This is a genomic window from Methylobacterium sp. yr668 (genome assembly GCF_900116245.1).
Taxonomy (GTDB): domain Bacteria; phylum Pseudomonadota; class Alphaproteobacteria; order Rhizobiales; family Beijerinckiaceae; genus Methylobacterium.
Genome location: NZ_FOZY01000004.1, coordinates 243,983 through 260,665, shown reverse-complemented (window position 1 = coordinate 260,665; position 16,683 = coordinate 243,983). Strand labels below are relative to the sequence as shown.

Here is a 16,683-nt window from a genome sequence, read left to right as displayed (position 1 = left end):
AGCAGGCTCAGGGAATCGGGCAATGCTTGGGCCGCCCCGGCGACGCGCCGGCCGGCCTACCGGTAGCCCTCGGCCTGGAGGGCGAACAGCTCGGCGTAGCGGCCGCCCCGCGCCATGAGGGCGGCGTGGCTGCCCTCCTCCAGGACCCGGCCGCCCTCCAGGACGAGGATGCGGTCGGCCATGCGCACGGTGGAGAAGCGGTGCGAGATCAGCACCGCCGTCCGCCCGGCCGACAGTTCCCGGAACCGGGCGAAGACGTCGTGCTCGGCCCGGGCGTCGAGGGCGGCGGTCGGCTCGTCCAGGATCAGGATCTCGGCCTCGCGCATGTAGGCCCGGGACAGCGCGACCTTCTGCCACTCGCCCCCGGAGAGGTCGAGGCCGCCGGCGAAGCGCTTGCCCAGCGGCTGGGCGTAGCCCCCGGGCAGGCGCTCGATCACCGGGGCCGCGAGCCCCCTTGCCGCCGCGGCCGCGATGCGGTCCGCGTCGTCGGCGGCCGCGATCCGGCCGACCGCGACGTTCTCCCCGGCGGTGAGGTCGAAGCGGACGAAGTCCTGGAAGATCGCCCCGATCCGCGCCCGCAGGTCGTCGAGGTCGTAGGCGGCCAGCGGCACGCCGTCGAGGAGCACGCGGCCCTCGTGCGGGTCGTACAGCCGGGTCATCAGCTTGACGATCGTGGTCTTGCCGGCGCCGTTGCCGCCGACCAGCGCCACCGTCTCCCCGGCCCGGACGGCGAAGGAGAGGTCGCGCAGCGCCCAGACCTGCGTGCCCGGGTAGCGGTAGCCGACCCCCTCGAAGACCAGCCCCGCGCGGATCGGGCTTGGCACCGGAGCGGGCCGCGCGGGCGAGCGGATCTGCGGCCGGATCGCGAAGAAGGCGTAGAAATCCTCGAGATACTGCGCCTGGCCGGTGATCTGGGTCAGCCCGAGGAGCAGCCCCTCCAGGCCGCCGCGCAGCCGCTGGAACGCGCCGGCCAGGAAGGCGAGGTCGCCCACCGAGAAGGCGCCCGCCACCGTGCGCCAGACGATCACCGCGTAGGCGGCGTAGTAGGCGAGCGTCCCGAGGCTCGCGAAGGCGAAGCCCCAGCCGGCCCGGGCGACCGCGAGGCCGCGGTTCTCGGCGAGCAGCCGCCCCGCCACCGCGGCGTAGAGCCCGGTGAGGTAGCCCGCGAGGCCGAAGAGCTTGATCTCCTTGGCGGTCTCGACGCTGGCGCCGAGGTAGCGCAGGTAGTCGATCCGCCGCCGCTCGGGGCTGCGGATCCAGGCGAGGCGGTAGCCGGCCTTGGTGAAGTGCCACTCGTTGAGCACCGCCGGGACCAGGGCGGCGGCGATCAGCACCACGAGCCAGGGCGTGAAGGCCGCGACCCCGACCGCCAGGGTCGCGAGGGTCAAGAGGCCCTGCAGCTGGCCGAACACCGTGCCGATGAGGCCGGTGCGGCCGCTGACCTGCCGGCGGGCCCGCTCCAGCCGGTCCTGCTGGGCGCTGTCCTCGAACTGAGCGAGGTCGAGCTCGGCGGCGTGCGCCATCAGCCGCAGGGAGGCCGCGTTGGCGTAGAGGTCGCCGATCAGGGTCTCGACGAGGCTCGAGAGCCGGCCGGTCAGGTCCGAGAGCAGGGCGAGGCCGAACTCGGCGGCGACGAGGCCGGCGAGCCGCGCCCGGCCGGGATCGGCGAGCCACGAAGCGAGCCCCGCCTCCGGCGCCGGCCGGGCGTGCTCGGCCACGATCCCGTCGAGGATCAGCTTGGCGAGGTAGAGGGTCAGGACCGGCAGGCAGGCCGCCACGAGGCGCAGCGACAGGCTCGCCGCCAGCAGGCGCGGGCTCGCGGCGGCGATCTCCCGGAACAGGGTCGGCAGGTGGCGCAGCGCGCCGACGCGCTCGCCCAGGCGCTCGCCGAGTCGCTCACCCAGCCGCCGACGCAGTCCCGCCCCCGGCCGCGGTGCGGGCCCGCTCATACCCTGGGGATGACCCGCCGGGTTTCGGGCGTGGATTGGACGACGTGCAAGGATATCATTAACTGTAGATGCATATAGTTTTAATCCTCGTCGAGTGGTGCGTGCTCAGCGGTCCTGCAATCCTCAGAGTTTCGGTTTTCCTCATCATTGCCGGCATCCTCGCGGCGGTGGTGCAGGCCCTGCTGCCGAGCCCCGCACCCGGACCGGCGATTCCGCCCGCGTCCGCTCCGGAAACACCGGCGGCCCCCCAGCCCTCGGCGACGGTCCGGCGCGTCGAGCCGCCTCCTGCGGCTCCCGCGGCTCCCGCGGCGCCGCCCGCCCCGCCCGCGGCGGTCGAGCCCGCGGCGGTCGAGCCCGCCCCCGCCCCGTCCGGCGGCGCTCCGGCGCCGACGCAGATGCCCTCCGACGCGACGGCCTTCCCCGCCGAGCCGCCCCCGCGGGAGGCGCAGCCCGATCCGTCGGCGCAGGAGGCGGCCGGTCAGGCCGAGGTCGACCGGGCGGAGGACAGCGCCGGTCCCCGGGCCCTGGCCATCCTCGATCTCAACACCGCCTCGGTGGCGGATCTCAATCACCTGCGCGGCGGCGGCGCCATCGGCCGGGCGATCGTCGCCAAGCGGCCCTACACGTCGGTGGAGCAGCTGCTGTCGAAGCGCGTGCTCAGCCGGTCGGTCTACGAGAAGATCAAGGATCAGGTGACTGTGCGGTGACCGTGCGGTGAGCGGCCGCGGCCCGGCGACCCGCTCCGGCCCGCTCCGCCTTGCGGCGTCCGAGGATATAAATTAGCGCTGTGCGGGATATCCCAGGGGTCCGCGCATGCCGCTCTACGTCAAGGATCCGCAGGTCGACGCCCTCGCGGCCCAGCTCATGGCGTTGCTGGGCACGAGCAAGACCGACGCGGTGCGCCGCGCGCTTCAGAACGAGATCGCCCGCCAGACGAACCGGCCCGATCTCGTCGAGCGGACGGCCGACTTCGTCCGTGCCCTGCACGAGCGTGCCGGTCCGGACCGGAAGCCCGCCGACGCGGCGTTCATCGACGGTCTGTACGAGCGCACCTGAGGCGGGACCCGATGTTCGTGGATGCGTCGGCCCTCACGGCGATCCTCACCGACGAGACGGATGCGGCCGCCCTGGCGGCCCGGCTTCAGCGGGCGCTGCGCCGCGTGACGTCGCCCCTGGCGGTCTGGGAAACCGGCGTGGCCTTGGCGCGCCACCTCGATCTCCCGGTCCCGGCCGCCCGCGAGGCGGTGCACGCCTATCTCGACCTCGCCGGCATCGAGATCGTGGCCGTCCCGCCGGAGGCCGAAGCGGGCGCGCTGGACGCCTACGACCGCTTCGGCAAGGGCCGGCACCCGGCCGGCCTGAACTTCGGCGACTGCTTCGCCTACGCCTGTGCCCGCGCCCACGGCATCCCGCTGCTCCACAAGGGCAACGACTTCCCGCTCACGGACATCGAGACCGCCTGAGGCCGACGGTCCGCGCGCGGGACAGGCGGGGCGCGGCGGGCGGAGGACCGCCGCCGCGCGCCCTCAGATCTTCGTGCCGAAGATCTCGGCCACCTGCGGGATGTCCTTGTCGCCGCGGCCCGACATGTTGAGCACCATGAGGTGCTCGGCCGGGCGCTGCGGCGCGAGCTCCAGGATCTTGGACAGGGCGTGGGCCGGCTCCAGGGCCGGGATGATCCCCTCCAGCATCGAGCAGAGCTTGAACGCCTCCAGCGTCTCGGAATCGGTCGCCGACAGGTACGTGACCCGGCCCATCTCGTGCAGCCACGCGTGCTCGGGGCCGATGCCCGGATAGTCGAGGCCCGCCGAGATCGAGTGCGCGTCGGCGATCTGGCCGTCCCCGTCCATCAGCAGGTAGGTGCGGTTGCCGTGCAGCACGCCCGGCTTGCCGCCGGTGAGCGAGGCCGCGTGCAGGCCCGACTGGACGCCGTGGCCCGCGGCCTCGACGCCGAAGATCTCGACCTCGCGGTCGTCCAGGAACGGGTGGAACAGCCCCATGGCGTTCGAGCCGCCGCCGATGCAGGCGACGAGGGAATCCGGGATCCGGCCCTCCTGGGCGATCATCTGCTCGCGGGTCTCGCGGCCGATCACCGACTGGAAGTCGCGGACCATGGCCGGGTACGGGTGCGGGCCCGCCACCGTGCCGATGCAGTAGAACGTGTCGGCGACGTTGGTGACCCAGTCGCGCAGCGCCTCGTTCATGGCGTCCTTGAGGGTCTTGGTGCCGGATTCCACCGGGATCACCTCGGCGCCGAGCATCTTCATGCGGAAGACGTTGGGCGCCTGCCGGGCGACGTCGACTGCGCCCATGTAGACGACGCACTTGAGGCCGAAGCGCGCGCAGAGCGTGGCGGTGGCGACGCCGTGCTGGCCGGCGCCGGTCTCGGCGATGATCCGCGGCTTGCCCATGCGGCGGGCCAGCAGGATCTGGCCCAGCACGTTGTTCACCTTGTGGGAGCCGGTATGGTTCAGCTCCTCGCGCTTGAAATAGACCTTGGCGCCCTGCCCCGCCGGCGCCTTGGCGCGCAGGTGCTCGGTGAGGCGCTCGGCGTAGTAGAGCGGGCTCGGCCGGCCGATATAGTGGGTGCCGTAGCTCTCCATCTCGGCCTGGAAGGTCGGGTCCTGCTTGGCCGCGTCGTAGGCCGCCTCCAGCTCGAGGATCAGCGGCATCAGCGTCTCGGCGACGAAGCGGCCGCCGAAGATGCCGAAGCGGCCGCGCTCGTCGGGGCCGGTGCGGAAGGAGTTGGGCTCGGGGGCGATGGTCACGGGACGGATCCTGCGCGCGCGTGTCGATCTGTTGCCGGGTGCCTAGACCCATGTCGCCGTCACCGCAATGCGGCCAGCCGCGCGCGTAACCGGATCGGGCGCCGGCGCGAACGGGCTGTCAGCATCCGGCAGGAGGTTGACCATGGCCCTTCGCGACACGTTCCGCACCCTCTCCCGCCCGGTCCTCGGGGCGGGGCTCGGGCTCGGGCTCGCGGGCGCCGTCCTGCTCCCCCGGCTCCCGGCCTTCGCCGAGGAGGCGCCCCGGCGCCTGCCGGAGGCCGTGACCCGCTCCGCCGAGCCGCCGGGGCCGCGCGTGGCCGTCTTCGCCGGCGGCTGCTTCTGGGGCGTGCAGGGGGTATTCCAGCACGTGCGCGGCGTGAGCGGCGCGGTGTCGGGCTACGCCGGCGGCACCCGGGCCGAGGCCGATTATCGCACCGTGAGCGGCGGCGGGACCGGCCATGCCGAGGCCGTGTCGGTCGCCTACGACCCGTCGGTCATCCGCTACGACGAGCTGCTGCGGATCTTCTTCTCGGTGGCCCTCGACCCGACCCAGGTGGATCGCCAGGGACCCGATGCCGGGCGCCAGTACCGCTCGGCCCTGTTCCCGCAGGACGCCGACCAGGCGCGGGTGGCCGGGGCCTACATCGCCCAGCTCGACGCGGCCCAGGCCTACGCGCGGCCGGTCGCCACCCGGATCGAGCCGGGCGCCGCGTTCTACCCGGCGGAAGGCTACCACCAGGACTTCATGGCCCTGCACCCCGGCCACCCGTACATCGCCGCCAACGACGCGCCGAAGCTCGAGGCCCTGAAGCAGCTGTTCCCGGAGCGGACGGCCGCGCAGCCGGTGCTGGTCAACCGCCCGCCAGCTTGAGCGCTCCCCGTCATCGCGAGCGCAGCGAAGCGACCCAGGGCAGCGCGACATCCCCCACAGCGTAGAGCCACCCTGGATTGCTTCGCTGCGCTCGCAAAGACGACGTTGAGCGACCTGGTGTGCGTGAGGGTCGGTCCGCCGCCTTCCCTATTCCTCCGGCGGACGCGGCCGGCCGAAATCCGGGGCCGCGGTCTCCTGGCCCTGCGCCACGATGCTGCGCCGGATCGCCCGGGTGCGGGTGAACATCGCGTGGAGCGCGTCGCCGTCGCCCCAGCGCACCGCCTTGGCGAGCGCCGAGAGATCCTCGTTGAACCGGCCGAGCATCTCCAGCACCGCCTCGCGGTTGTTGAGGAAGATGTCCCGCCACATGGTCGGGTCGGACGCCGCGATGCGGGTGAAGTCGCGGAACCCGCTCGCCGAGAACTTGATCACCTCGGACTGCGTCGCCGCCTCGAGGTCGGCCGCGGTGCCCACGATGTTGTAGGCGATCAGGTGCGGCAGGTGGCTGGTGATGGCGAGCACGTGGTCGTGGTGCTCGGCGCTCATCGTCTCGACGTCGGCGCCCATCCCCGCCCACAGGGCGCGGACGGTCTCGATCGCCGCCGGATCGGTGCCCTCGGGCGGGGTCAGGATGCACCAGCGGCCCTGGAACAGGGTCGCGAAGCCCGCGTCCGGCCCCGAGAACTCGGTCCCGGCGATCGGGTGCCCGGGGACCAGCGCGACGCCCTCGGGCAGGTGCGGCCGGACCGCCGCCACCACGGCGCCCTTCACCGAGCCGACATCCGACACGATCGCGCCGGGCTTGAGATGCGGCGCCATCTCGGCCGCCGCCGCCCCGATCGCGCCCACCGGCACGCACAGGATGACGAGGTCGGTGCCGGCGGCGCCCTCCGCCGGGTCGCCCGTGACGACGTCGGCGATGCCGAGCTCGCGCACCCGGGCGCGCACGGCCGCGTCGCGGTCCACCGCCACGATGGTCCGGGCGAGGCCGTAGCGGCGCGCCGCCCGGGCGATCGAGGAGCCGATCAGCCCGAGACCGACGATGGCGAGGCGGCCGATAGCGGGCGCCTCGGTCCCGGGCGCCCCGGCCACGGACGTCTCAGCCATGCCGGCCCCGCACGAAGTCGCCGAGCGCGGCCAGGAAGGCTTCGTTCGCCTCGGCGCCCGCCACCGTCACCCGCAGGGCGTTGGGCAGGCCGTAGGCAGTGACCCGCCGGGTGATGAGGCCGCGCTCGGTCAGGAACGCGTCCGCGTCCTCCGCCGAGCGGCCCGGCGCGTCGGGGAAGTGGATCAGCAGGAAGTTCGCGACGCTCGGCGTGACCTCCAGGCCGAGCGCGCGGGCGCCCTCGGTGAGCTTCGGCAGCCACTCGGCATTGTGGGCGGCGGCGGCGGCCATGTGCGCCTCGTCGGCGATGGCGGCCGAGCCCGCGGCGATCGCCGGGCCCGAGACGTTGAACGGGCCTCGGATCCGGTTGACCGCGTCCGCCACGTGCGCCGGCGCGACCATCCAGCCGATCCGCACGGAGGCGAGGCCGTGGATCTTCGAGAAGGTGCGGGTCATCACGACGTTCTCGGCCTCGAGGGCCAGCTCGAGCCCAGCCGAGTAGTCGTTCGCGCGGACGTACTCGGCGTAGGCGCCGTCGATCACCAGCAGCACGTGCGGCGGCAGGCCGGCGTGGAGGCGGCGGATCTCGTCGAAGGGCAGGTAGGTGCCGGTCGGGTTGTTGGGGTTCGTGACGTAGACGATCCGGGTCCGGTCGGTGACCCGGGCCAGGATCGCGTCGACGTCGACGGTGAGGTCGCGCTCGGGCGCGACCACGGGCTCGCCGCCTGAGGCCAGGATGGCGATCCGGTAGACGAGGAATCCGTGCTCCGAGTAGATCCCCTCGGTGCCCGGCCCGCCATACGCGTAGGCCAGCAGCGACAGGAGCTCGTCCGAGCCCGCGCCGCAGACGATCCGCTCGGGGTCGAGCCCGTAGCGCCGGGCGATGGCGGTGCGCAGCACCGTGGCGCGCCCGTCCGGGTAGGTCTCGAGCTTGGCGGTCGCCGCGTGGAGGGCGGCCAGCGCCGCCGGGCTCGGGCCGAGGGGCGTCTCGTTGGAGGACAGCTTGTAGACCTTGCCGCCGCCGGGCCGCCCGCTCTTGCCGGGCACGTAGGTGTCGATCGCCAGGACGCCGGGACGCGGTTCCGGACGGGCGGGTCGGGGGGCGGACATTGCGGTGCGACTCGGGATGCGCGGGGTTCGGTCGGTTCCGCGCCCGTCTACAGCATTTCCTCGGCCGGTGAACCCGGGGCCGCGCCCGGAGGGGCCGGCCCGACCAGACTCGACCCAGACAGGGCGACTTGTCCGCGTGCACGGAGTCGTGGCTGTATGCCGGCGCTCCGCCGACAGGCGCCCACCACGAAGGATCCCCGCATGCCCCTCGAACGCTACCTGGACGGCGGCGCCCACATCCTCCCCGCCGACGACTCGCTGATCCGCTTCGCCATGACGAACGGCCAGCGGGTGATCGCGGTCGAGGTCCCGGTTCCCGTGCTGCGCCAGCAGTTCGGCGGCGCCGACCTCGCCCCCCTGGAGCTGTTCGCCCGCAATCAGGCGGTGATCGAGGCCGCGGCGAGCCAGGCCTACGACCGCACCGAGACCCCCAACGACCTCCTCGATCTGGGCCCGGAGGATTTCGACACCCGGCCGGCCTCGGCCAGGACCTGATCGGCGGGACTTCATCGGCGGGACTTCAACCAGCGCGATCCATCCGGGGCGCCGCGGCAAATCGGCGACGCGCAAATGCCGCGGGGCACTCGCCACGTTTCGGCCTGTTGAACCGGGAGAACAGGGGCGCGTCGGGCGTGCCCCGACCCGCAACCCCTGGATGGATCGACGATGCCCGGTGACCTGATCCCCTGCAGCCTCTTCCTGATCGGGATCCTCGTTTCGGTCGCCGCGGATTGCCGCCTGCGGCGCGCCGAGGCGGCGCCCTGGGCCAACGGCTGCATCACGGCCGCCGGCGCCGCCCTGGTCTTCGCGGCCTGCGCGGCCGCCATGCGCTGAGGCGCCGGCTGAGGCGTCGGCGAGGAACCGTCAGACACCGGACGGACTTTCCCAGCGGCAACCGGGGGCGCGCCGAGACGCGCGGCGCCCCCGGTCGCGCGGCTGTCCGGGCGAGGTTCCCATGGTTTCGATGCAGGCCCTGATCGGCTGCGGTCTCGTGCTCGCCGGCATGCTGATCGAGAGCGCGGCGAGCCGGCACTGGCGGGCGGGCGTCCGCGCGGACCGTCTGGATGCCCGGGCCGCCCTCGCGCTCGGCCTGCCCGCCCTGGGGCTCGCCGTGATGGCCGCCCCGATCGCGTGAGCGACCCGACCGGGCCTGACCGTCCGGCCCGCCCGCGTTGACGCTCGGCCCCCCGCGCATTACCTCGGCGGGGCTGGCCGCGTCGGGCGAGTGCGGCGCGTCAGGCGATCCCGTGCTCTCCCGGTTCGGATCCGAACCGATACACGGTCGTCAAGACCCGCCATGGACACCCAAACGGACACGGCCCTGAGGCCGGACCCGATCGACGAGCCGGCGCGGCGCGCGTCCGAGCGCTCGCAGGCGCTCGACCCGCGGAGCCCGGTGGCGCGCTTCGCCGCCGACACGCCCCTGCTCACCGACGCGGGCGTCGAGCTCGCGCCCTTCCAGATCGCCTACCAGACCGCCGGCACGCTCAACGCCGCGCGCTCGAACGCGGTTCTGATCTGCCACGCGCTCACCGGCGACCAGTACTTCGCCCACACCCACCCGGTGACCGGCAAGCCCGGCTGGTGGGAGACGCTGGTCGGCCCCGGCAAGCCGATCGACACGGACCGCTACTTCGTCGTCTGCTCGAACGTCATCGGCTCGTGCATGGGCTCCACCGGCCCGGCCTCGATCGACCCGGCGACGGGACGGCCCTACGGGCTGAACTTCCCGCTGGTGACGATCCGCGACATGGTCCGGGCCCAGGCAATGCTGCTGGAGCATCTCGGCATCCGGGACCTGTTCCTGTGCATCGGCGGCTCGATGGGCGGGATGCAGGTGCTGCAATGGGCGGCGCTCTATCCCGAGCGCGTCTTCGCCGCGATGCCGATCGCCACCGGCGCCCGCCACTCGGCGCAGAACATCGCCTTCCACGAGGTCGGCCGTCAGGCGATCATGGCCGACCCCGCCTGGGCGGACGGGCGCTACCTCGAGGCGGGCACCCGGCCCGCCAAGGGGCTCGGCGTCGCCCGGATGGGCGCGCACATCACCTACCTGTCCGAGCCGGCGCTGCACCGGAAGTTCGGCCGGCGCTTCCAGGGCGGCACGGCGCCGACCTTCTCGTTCAACGCCGATTTCCAGATCGAGAGCTACCTGCGCCACCAGGGCCTGAGCTTCGTCGAGCGCTTCGACGCCAACGCCTACCTCTACCTGACCCGGGCGATGGACTATTTCGACCTCGCCGAGGACCACGGCGGCGTGCTCGCCAACGCCTTCCGGGGCACCAAGACCCGCTTCTGCGTGATCTCGTTCACCTCGGACTGGCTGTTCCCGACCCGCGACTCCCGGGCGATCGTCCACGCGCTCAACGCCGCCGCGGCGCCGGTGGCCTTCGTGGAGGTCGAGAGCGACAAGGGCCACGACGCCTTCCTGCTCGACGAGCCGGCGATGTTCTCCGCGGCCCGCGGCTTCATCGACGCCGCCGCCCGGGCGCGCGGGCTGTGACGCGGATGGCGAGCGGCGGGCCCGGCAAGATGACCTTCGGCAAGCTGCCCCTGGGCAAGATCTCTTTGAGTAAGATCGCCTCGGGCAAGGTCCGCCACGGCGCCCCCTGGGAGGGCGCGGACGCCCTGCCCCACGCGGCCGAGGGCGGCGGCGCCCGCGTCGACCACCTCGTCGTGCTCGGCCTCGTCCCGGCCGGCGCCCGGGTGCTCGACATCGGCTGCGGTGACGGCTCGCTGCTGGCGCTGCTGCGCGACCGCCGCGGCATCGACGGGCGCGGGATCGAGCTGTCCCGCGAGGGTGTGAACGCCTGCCTCGCCCGGGGCCTGTCGGTGATCCAGGGCGACGCCGACACCGACCTCGCCAACTACCCGGACGGGGCCTTCGACGTCGTGGTCCTGTCCCAGACCATCCAGGCGACCCGCAATCCCCGGGTGGTGCTGGAGCACCTGCTGCGCATCGGCCGGCAGGTGATCATCTCGTTCCCGAATTTCGGGCACTGGCGGGTGCGCTCCGAGCTGGCCTTCCGCGGGCGGATGCCGGTCACCGAGATCATGCCGGACGCGTGGTGGGAGACGCCCAACATCCACCACTGCACGATCCGCGACTTCGTCGGCCTCTGCCGCCTGATCGGCGCGCGGATCGAGCACGCCACGGCGCTGGACGCCCGCGGCCGGCCGATGCGGTTCTCCATGCCCTGGTGGGTCTGGAACCTGTTCGGCGCGCAGGGCGTGTTCCTGCTCCGGCGCGAGGATGCCGGGCCCTAGAACCGCTCCCGAGCGAGGCGGTGGCGCGTCGAGCCCGTGCCGGACGAGGCACACCCCCGTCGCGCCGTGATGGCTCGCTCGACCTCGAAGCGTCTTGTCCCTCACCCCAACCCTCTGCCGCACGGGAGAGGGGGCGTGGCGCGGATGTCTCGACCGGGGTCGTCGTCCTTCCCAACCGTTGCAACACGATCGGAAGCGGCCCCAGCATCGCGCCGCTGTTGTCCGGCGCTCGAGGGTCGCCGCGCGGCGCTGTCTCTCCCGGGCGCACCCGCGGCGCCCTGGCCCGGGGATTCCACAGTCCGTCTGAAATAGAGCAGAAACGGAGCTTGGCTATTTCTGGTCGCGTTCCCGTGATCGGGCCGTGATTACGGATTCGTCCGGCGTTCATCCCGAGACGTGCGCGTCCACGAGGGGTCGTGGACTGTGCCCGGCTGCGCGGAAGACTTGCCGCAACCGCGAATTCCAGCAGGGTCGACAGGACACGTGCGCCGCGCGATCGTTCACATCGGGATGCCCCGAACCGGCTCCACCGCGTTCCAGGAGGTGCTGGCCCGCCTGCGCCCCCGCCTCGCCGCGGCCGGGATCTGCTATCCGAACCTCGCCCCGCCGGGCGCCCCCGGCAGCGACGACGTCAACCACTACCGGCTCGGCCAGGCGCTGGACCGGCGCCGCGGCGCCGCGGAGCGCCGCGAGGCCCTCGCGCGGCTCGACGCGATCCTGGCCGCCACGCCGGCCGACACGGTCCTGCTCTCCTACGAGGACTTCTCCGTCCAGCGCCCGTTCTGGCGCGTTCCCGAGATCCTGTCCGACCTGTTCGCGCGCCGCGGCTTCGCCCTGGAGGCGGCGCTCGTGGTCAAGCCGCAGGCCGAGCAGCTGGCCTCGGCCTACGCCCTGCGGGCGCAGGTCGTCGCCGAGGGCCGCACGTTCCGCGGCTTCCTGCGTTCCGAGGGCGGGTCCCGGCGCTACGACTACGCGGACCGGCTCGAGCCCTGGCGCCGCGCCGCCGCGGGGCGCGTCACCGCCCTGCCGTACCGCGACCGGCGGTCCGACGCGCCGCTGCTGGCGCGGCTGGTCGACGGGCTCGGGCTGGGCGAGCGCCTCGCGCCGCTCCTGGGCCCGGCCGACCTCGCCTACCGTACCAACCGGAGTTCCGGGCCGGTCGCGGTCGAGGCGTCGCGCCGCCTGTACCGGCTCGGCGTGCACCGGCAGGTGACCGGGCATCGCCGGCTGCTCGGCCACGTCCTCGACGACTGGGCCTGGGGGCGGGGGCTCGACGCGGAGCGGTTCCGCGGCGACGCCCCGGAGGGGCTGGCCCGCGTCGCGGCGCGCTACGCGGCCGGGAACGCGCGCTTCGCCGCCGCCTGTTGGGGGCAGAGCTGGGACGCGGTGATCGCGGCCGCGCCCGCCGCCCCGCCGAACGAGCTCGCCGCCGGGCCGGTCGCGCCCGAGACGGAGGCCGCGGTCGAGGCGCTGGTGCGGGCGGCGGCGGCGCGGGCCGCCTTCCGGTCCCCGCCCGCGTGGCGGCGGCGGACGGCCCACATCCTGGAGGAGTGCCGGGAGCGCCTCGGCGAGGCCGTCGGCTACCCGGTCTGGCGCGTGCCGTAGGGGCCCGCGCGTGTCGATGTCCGAGAACCGGCGGCCGCCCCCGCGGACGCCGCCCCAGGCGTGTGACCAAGCGGTGGACCAGGCGGTGGACCAGGCGGTGGATATGTGCGTCGTGCAGAAGATCCCGCAGACGGTTCCGGCCGGCCTCCCTCCGGGCCCCGTGACCTGGCACCCCCTCCAGGCGCGGGAGGCGCGCTGGGCGCGCCTCGGCCAGGTGCCGGTGATCGCGTGGCTGACCGGCCTGTCGGGGGCGGGGAAGTCGACGCTGGCGGCGGAGGCCGACCGGACCCTGGTCGCGGGCGGCCGGCACAGCGCGGTCCTCGACGGCGACAACCTGCGCCACGGGCTCAACGCCGACCTCGCCTTCTCGCCGGAGGACCGCGCCGAGAACGTCCGGCGCACCGCCGAGGTGGCGCGGCTGATGGCCGAGGCGGGGACGGTGGTGATCGTCTCGCTGATCTCGCCCTACCGGGCCGACCGGGCGCTGGCGCGCCGGATCGCCGGCGACATCCCGTTCCTGGAGGTGTTCGTCGACACGCCGCTGGGCCTGTGCGAGGCCCGGGACCCGAAGGGCCTCTACCGGCTGGCCCGCGCCGGCCGCATCCCGGGCTTCACCGGCATCTCGGCGCCCTACGAGGCGCCGGAGCGGCCGGACCTGACGATCGCCACCGAGGGCCGCGGCACCGCGGCCTGCGCCTGCGCCCTGAGCGCGCGGCTGATGCGGCTGAGCCGGGCGGGCGCGGGTGCGAAGCCGGGGCGGTGAGCGTGTGGTTCCCGACGCGCACACCGGGTCCTCCCAGCCATCCCCTCATCCTGAGGTGACCGCGAAGCGGGGCTCGAAGGAGGGTTCCAGCCGGCCGCGCGATCCCTGGAGCCCGCCTTCGAGGCCTGCGCTTCGCTCCGGCACCTCAGCCGGCACCTCAGGATGAGGGCGCGAATTGGGAGGCGCCTGGCTCGCCCTACCCGCCCGGCCAGCGCAGCTCCGCCCGCAGGCCGCCCAGCTCCGAGCGGCCGAAATCGAGCCGGGCGCCGGCGGCCTCGGCGACGTCGCGGGCGATGGCGATGCCGAAGCCGGTGCCCGGCCGGCTCTCGTCCCAGCGCTGGCCGCGCCCGATCCCCGCGATGGCCGCGGCGCTCATGCCGGGGCCGTCATCCTCGACGGAGAGACCCGGCTGGCCGGCGTCCGTCCCGGCTGCCGTCCCGGTGATCCGGACCCGCCGGTGCGCCCACTTCCGGGCATTGTCGAGGAGGTTGCCCAGCACCTCCATCAGCTCGCCCTCCTCGCCCGGATAGGCGAGGGTCCCGGGCACCGCCACGGCCCAGTCGAGGGACCCGCCCTCCGGCAGCCGCCGCAGGGTCGCGACGAGGCGCTCCGCCACCGGGGCGACCGGGCAGGACCGCCGCCGCAGGTCGCCCGCGGCCGCGACCCGCGCCCGGGCCAGCGCCCGCTCCACCTGCCCGCCCATGGCCCGCGCCTGCTCGGCGATCTCGGCCGCCAGCGCCGGGTCGGCCGACCCGGTCCGGCGCGCCAGCGCGTCCAGCACCGCCAGCGGCGTCTTGAGGCCGTGGGCCATGTCGGCGGCGGCGTCGCGGGCGCGGATCAGGGCGCGCTCCTGCGCGTCGAGCAGCCGGTTGAGATCGGTGACCAGCGGCCGGACCTCGTCGGGGAACTGCTCCGGAAGCCGCGCCCGCCGCCCGGCATGGACCGCCAGGAGCTCCGCCTGCAGCACCCGGAACGGGCCGAGCGCCCGGTGCACGAACAGGCCCATCGCCAGGGTCAGGACGACGAACAGGGCGACGAGCGCCGGGACGAGCAGGCGCAGGAACGTGGTCCGGCTCGCCGCGAGGCCGCGCCGGTCCTCCGCCACCGCGACCCGCAGCGCGGTCTCGGCGCCCGGCGCGCCGATCTGCAGCGGCCGCACCACCGCGATGAGCCGGCCGCCGTCGGGCCCGGTCGTGTCGAGGGTCGCGGGGGCCTGCGCGCCCGCCCCGGCCGGTCCCAGATCGAGGCTCCTGTCCCAGAGGGAGCGCGAGCGCAGCGCGCGCGATCCCGCCTCGACCTGCCAGTACAGGCCGCCGTAGGGCGTGGCGAAGCGCGGGTCCGGCAGGTCCCGGGACAGGGTCGGCGTCCCGTCCGGCGCGAGGCCCACCCGGCCGGCGATGAGCTTGGCGGTCCGGTCCAGATCCGCGACGGTGCGGGCGTCGAGCACCCGGTCGAGGATCACCGTGAGGCCGATCCCGGCGAGCACCAGCGCCAGCGCGATCAGCGCGGCCGCCGCGAGGCCGAGCCGCAGGCGGAGGGAGTCGCGCCTCACGGTCCGTCCGGTCCGGCAATCAGGTAGCCCTGGCCGCGGCGGGTCTCGATCACCCCCGGCCCGATCTTGCGCCGCAGGCGCGTCAGGAGCGCCTCCAGGGCGTTGGCCTCGCGCTCGGTCCCGACGCCGTGAAGGTGGTCGAGCAGCTCGCCCGCCGGCACGACCTGCCCCTGCCGGTGCAGCAGGAAGGCCAGCAGCCGGTATTCCAGGGCGGTCAGCTCCGTGGGCCTGCCGTCGACGCTGACCGCGCGGGTGCGGGTGTCGAGCTCGACCGTGCCGGCGCGCAGCACCGGCGCGGCGTGGCCGGCGGTGCGCCGCAGGATCGCCCGCAGCCGCGCCACCAGCTCTTCCATGCGGAACGGCTTGGCGAGGTAGTCGTCGGCGCCGGCGTCGATGCCCTCGACGCGCTCGCGCCAGCCGTCGCGGGCGGTCAGGATCAGGACAGGCAGGGTGATGTCGGCGGCGCGCAGGCGGCGCAGCACGCCGAGCCCGTCGAGGCGCGGCAGGCCGAGATCCAGCACCATGGCGTCGTACGTCTCGGTCTCGGCGCGGAACCACGCCGCCTCGCCGTCCGCCACCACGTCGGCGACGTAGCCGGCCCTCTCCAGGCCCTGCCGGATGTCCGCCGCGATGCGCGGCTCGTCCTCGACGATCAGGACGCGCACGGGCCGGCCTCCTCAATCATCGTCGTCCTCGTCCAGGATCTTGAGCGTGCCGGCATCGACCTTCACGGTCCGCCGCTTCCCGTCGGGCCCGAGGATGCGCAGCTTGTACAGCCAGTGCCCGTCGTCGTGCTTGAGATCGACCGACACGACGTCGCCCGGCACCGCCGCCCGGGCCGCCGCCAGCACCGCGTCGAGGGGGCGGATCTCGCCGCTCTCCAGGGCCCGGCGGGCCCGGTCGGCATCCTCGGAGGCGTGCAGGGGCCCGCCCGCGAGGGCGGCCAGCAGGCCGAGGGCGAGAACGAGGCGGCGGGGCGGGGACGGGCTCATGCGGGCGCAGGCTAGGCCGCGCCGCCTGACGGGACGCTGACAGCCGGCGTCAGGGTCGCGGGGCGGCGCTTCGGCACAAGGGCCGCCATAGCCCTTCCGGAGACCTGAGACCATGTCGCTCTACGTCGGTATCCTCCTCGCCTGCGCGGCCGGCCTCGCCGGCACCCTCCTCTGCCCGGACGACAGGGGCGACCGCTCGCGCCTGCCGCTCCTCGCCGCGCTCGTGGCGGGCGGCCTCGGCTGGCACGGCCCCGCGCGGGCCGGCGAGATCCTGCGCGGCCCCGCCCAGGTGATCGACGGCGGGACGCTGCGCGTCGGCGGACGGCCGGTGAGCCTGTTCGGGATCGCCGCGCCGGAGGCCGACGCGACCTGCGCGGACGCCCGGGACCGGCCCTACCCGTGCGGCCGCGACGCCGCCCGGGCGCTCGCCGACCGGATCGGCGGGGCGGCCGTCACCTGCGAGCCGCGGGGCGAGGCGGGCGCGGCGCTCTGCCGGGTCGGCGAGGCGGATCTCGGGGCCTGGATAGTGGCGCAGGGCCTCGCCCTGCCCGACCGGGACCTCGCGCCGGACTACGCGCCCGCGGCGGACCGGGCCTGGGGGCGCCGCCTCGGCCTGTGGTCGGGGGTGTTCCAGGATCCCGCCGAGCGGCGGGGCCGCCGCGCCGCCGCCGCGCTCGGCGCCGCCGGGTGACAGGCCGGTC

At 74.5% G+C, this 16,683-nt stretch carries 19 protein-coding genes; 12 read left to right on the top strand and 7 right to left on the bottom strand.

All coding sequences use genetic code 11. The features are described 5' to 3' along the window. Window positions 1-56: 56 nt before the first annotated feature. The gene (locus tag BM419_RS07600; protein ID WP_175556281.1) at window positions 57-1,949 is read right to left on the bottom strand and encodes an ABC transporter ATP-binding protein; all 1,893 of its coding nucleotides are present in this window, start codon (window positions 1,947-1,949) and stop codon (window positions 57-59) included. 395 nt (window positions 1,950-2,344) lie between these two features. Between BM419_RS07600 and BM419_RS33360 the strand changes: the two genes are divergently transcribed. The 3 genes from BM419_RS33360 (at window position 2,345) to BM419_RS07585 (ending at window position 3,412) form a co-directional block, all read left to right on the top strand. Beyond that, the gene (locus tag BM419_RS33360; RefSeq protein ID WP_326491903.1) at window positions 2,345-2,656 is read left to right on the top strand and encodes a helix-hairpin-helix domain-containing protein; all 312 of its coding nucleotides are present in this window, start codon (window positions 2,345-2,347) and stop codon (window positions 2,654-2,656) included. A gap of 106 nt (window positions 2,657-2,762) precedes the next feature. Continuing rightward, window positions 2,763-3,005, top strand: coding sequence for a type II toxin-antitoxin system VapB family antitoxin (locus BM419_RS07590; RefSeq protein WP_020095229.1), 243 nt, complete (start codon window positions 2,763-2,765; stop codon window positions 3,003-3,005). An 11-nt stretch (window positions 3,006-3,016) separates the two neighbouring features. Then, window positions 3,017-3,412 carry a type II toxin-antitoxin system VapC family toxin gene (locus BM419_RS07585; protein ID WP_020095228.1) on the top strand — a complete coding sequence of 132 codons (396 nt, stop codon included), beginning with the start codon at window positions 3,017-3,019 and terminating at the stop codon, window positions 3,410-3,412. 63 nt (window positions 3,413-3,475) lie between these two features. Here BM419_RS07585 and trpB read toward each other — a convergent pair whose 3' ends face one another. Continuing rightward, the gene (gene trpB / locus BM419_RS07580; protein WP_020095227.1) at window positions 3,476-4,717 is read right to left on the bottom strand and encodes a tryptophan synthase subunit beta; all 1,242 of its coding nucleotides are present in this window, start codon (window positions 4,715-4,717) and stop codon (window positions 3,476-3,478) included. Window positions 4,718-4,859: 142 nt separating this feature from the next. Here trpB and msrA point away from each other — a divergent pair, with 142 nt between their 5' ends. Further along, on the top strand, window positions 4,860-5,588 hold the full coding sequence (gene msrA / locus BM419_RS07575; protein WP_091925978.1) for a peptide-methionine (S)-S-oxide reductase MsrA: 729 nt from the start codon (window positions 4,860-4,862) through the stop codon (window positions 5,586-5,588). Window positions 5,589-5,735: 147 nt separating this feature from the next. Here the strand turns inward: msrA and BM419_RS07570 are convergent, their stop codons facing one another. Both BM419_RS07570 and BM419_RS07565 read right to left on the bottom strand, forming a co-directional pair. Continuing rightward, complete coding sequence (locus BM419_RS07570) at window positions 5,736-6,695, bottom strand: prephenate/arogenate dehydrogenase family protein (RefSeq protein ID WP_042673722.1); 960 nt, start codon at window positions 6,693-6,695, stop codon at window positions 5,736-5,738. After that, window positions 6,688-7,803, bottom strand: a complete 1,116-nt coding sequence (locus BM419_RS07565) for a pyridoxal phosphate-dependent aminotransferase (protein WP_091682520.1) — start codon at window positions 7,801-7,803, stop codon at window positions 6,688-6,690. Before BM419_RS07565 ends, BM419_RS07570 begins: the two co-directional genes overlap by 8 nt. 201 nt (window positions 7,804-8,004) lie before the next feature. Between BM419_RS07565 and BM419_RS07560 the strand changes: the two genes are divergently transcribed. The 7 genes from BM419_RS07560 to cysC all read left to right on the top strand — a co-directional run bounded on the left by BM419_RS07560 (window position 8,005) and on the right by cysC (window position 13,438). Continuing rightward, entirely contained in the window at window positions 8,005-8,298 is a 294-nt protein-coding gene (locus BM419_RS07560) for a hypothetical protein (protein ID WP_056523934.1), read from the top strand. Window positions 8,299-8,469: 171 nt separating this feature from the next. Next, on the top strand, window positions 8,470-8,637 hold the full coding sequence (locus BM419_RS32310; protein WP_020095222.1) for a hypothetical protein: 168 nt from the start codon (window positions 8,470-8,472) through the stop codon (window positions 8,635-8,637). 121 nt (window positions 8,638-8,758) lie between these two features. Further along, the gene (locus BM419_RS07555) at window positions 8,759-8,938 is read left to right on the top strand and encodes a hypothetical protein (protein ID WP_020095221.1); all 180 of its coding nucleotides are present in this window, start codon (window positions 8,759-8,761) and stop codon (window positions 8,936-8,938) included. A 162-nt stretch (window positions 8,939-9,100) separates the two neighbouring features. Beyond that, the gene (locus tag BM419_RS07550; RefSeq protein ID WP_020095220.1) at window positions 9,101-10,306 is read left to right on the top strand and encodes a homoserine O-acetyltransferase MetX; all 1,206 of its coding nucleotides are present in this window, start codon (window positions 9,101-9,103) and stop codon (window positions 10,304-10,306) included. Between the two features lie 5 nt (window positions 10,307-10,311). After that, entirely contained in the window at window positions 10,312-11,070 is a 759-nt protein-coding gene (gene metW, locus BM419_RS07545) for a methionine biosynthesis protein MetW (RefSeq protein ID WP_244540718.1), read from the top strand. A gap of 510 nt (window positions 11,071-11,580) precedes the next feature. Then, window positions 11,581-12,675 carry a hypothetical protein gene (locus BM419_RS07540; protein ID WP_091926052.1) on the top strand — a complete coding sequence of 365 codons (1,095 nt, stop codon included), beginning with the start codon at window positions 11,581-11,583 and terminating at the stop codon, window positions 12,673-12,675. Between the two features lie 103 nt (window positions 12,676-12,778). Then, on the top strand, window positions 12,779-13,438 hold the full coding sequence (cysC, locus tag BM419_RS07535) for an adenylyl-sulfate kinase (RefSeq protein ID WP_091926050.1): 660 nt from the start codon (window positions 12,779-12,781) through the stop codon (window positions 13,436-13,438). A gap of 196 nt (window positions 13,439-13,634) precedes the next feature. Here cysC and BM419_RS07530 read toward each other — a convergent pair whose 3' ends face one another. Genes BM419_RS07530 through BM419_RS07520 form a run of 3 tightly spaced genes read right to left on the bottom strand, consistent with a single transcriptional unit; the run spans window position 13,635 to window position 15,982 of the window. Continuing rightward, a complete protein-coding gene (locus tag BM419_RS07530) occupies window positions 13,635-14,990 on the bottom strand; it encodes a sensor histidine kinase (protein ID WP_091925976.1) in 1,356 nt (451 codons plus the stop codon). Next, a complete protein-coding gene (locus BM419_RS07525; RefSeq protein WP_020095215.1) occupies window positions 14,987-15,655 on the bottom strand; it encodes a response regulator transcription factor in 669 nt (222 codons plus the stop codon). The genes BM419_RS07530 and BM419_RS07525 overlap by 4 nt, the downstream gene beginning before the upstream one ends. 12 nt (window positions 15,656-15,667) lie before the next feature. Then, window positions 15,668-15,982, bottom strand: coding sequence for a PepSY domain-containing protein (locus tag BM419_RS07520; RefSeq protein ID WP_091925974.1), 315 nt, complete (start codon window positions 15,980-15,982; stop codon window positions 15,668-15,670). A gap of 112 nt (window positions 15,983-16,094) precedes the next feature. Here BM419_RS07520 and BM419_RS07515 point away from each other — a divergent pair, with 112 nt between their 5' ends. Continuing rightward, a complete protein-coding gene (locus tag BM419_RS07515; RefSeq protein WP_091925972.1) occupies window positions 16,095-16,673 on the top strand; it encodes a thermonuclease family protein in 579 nt (192 codons plus the stop codon). Window positions 16,674-16,683 lie beyond the last annotated feature (10 nt).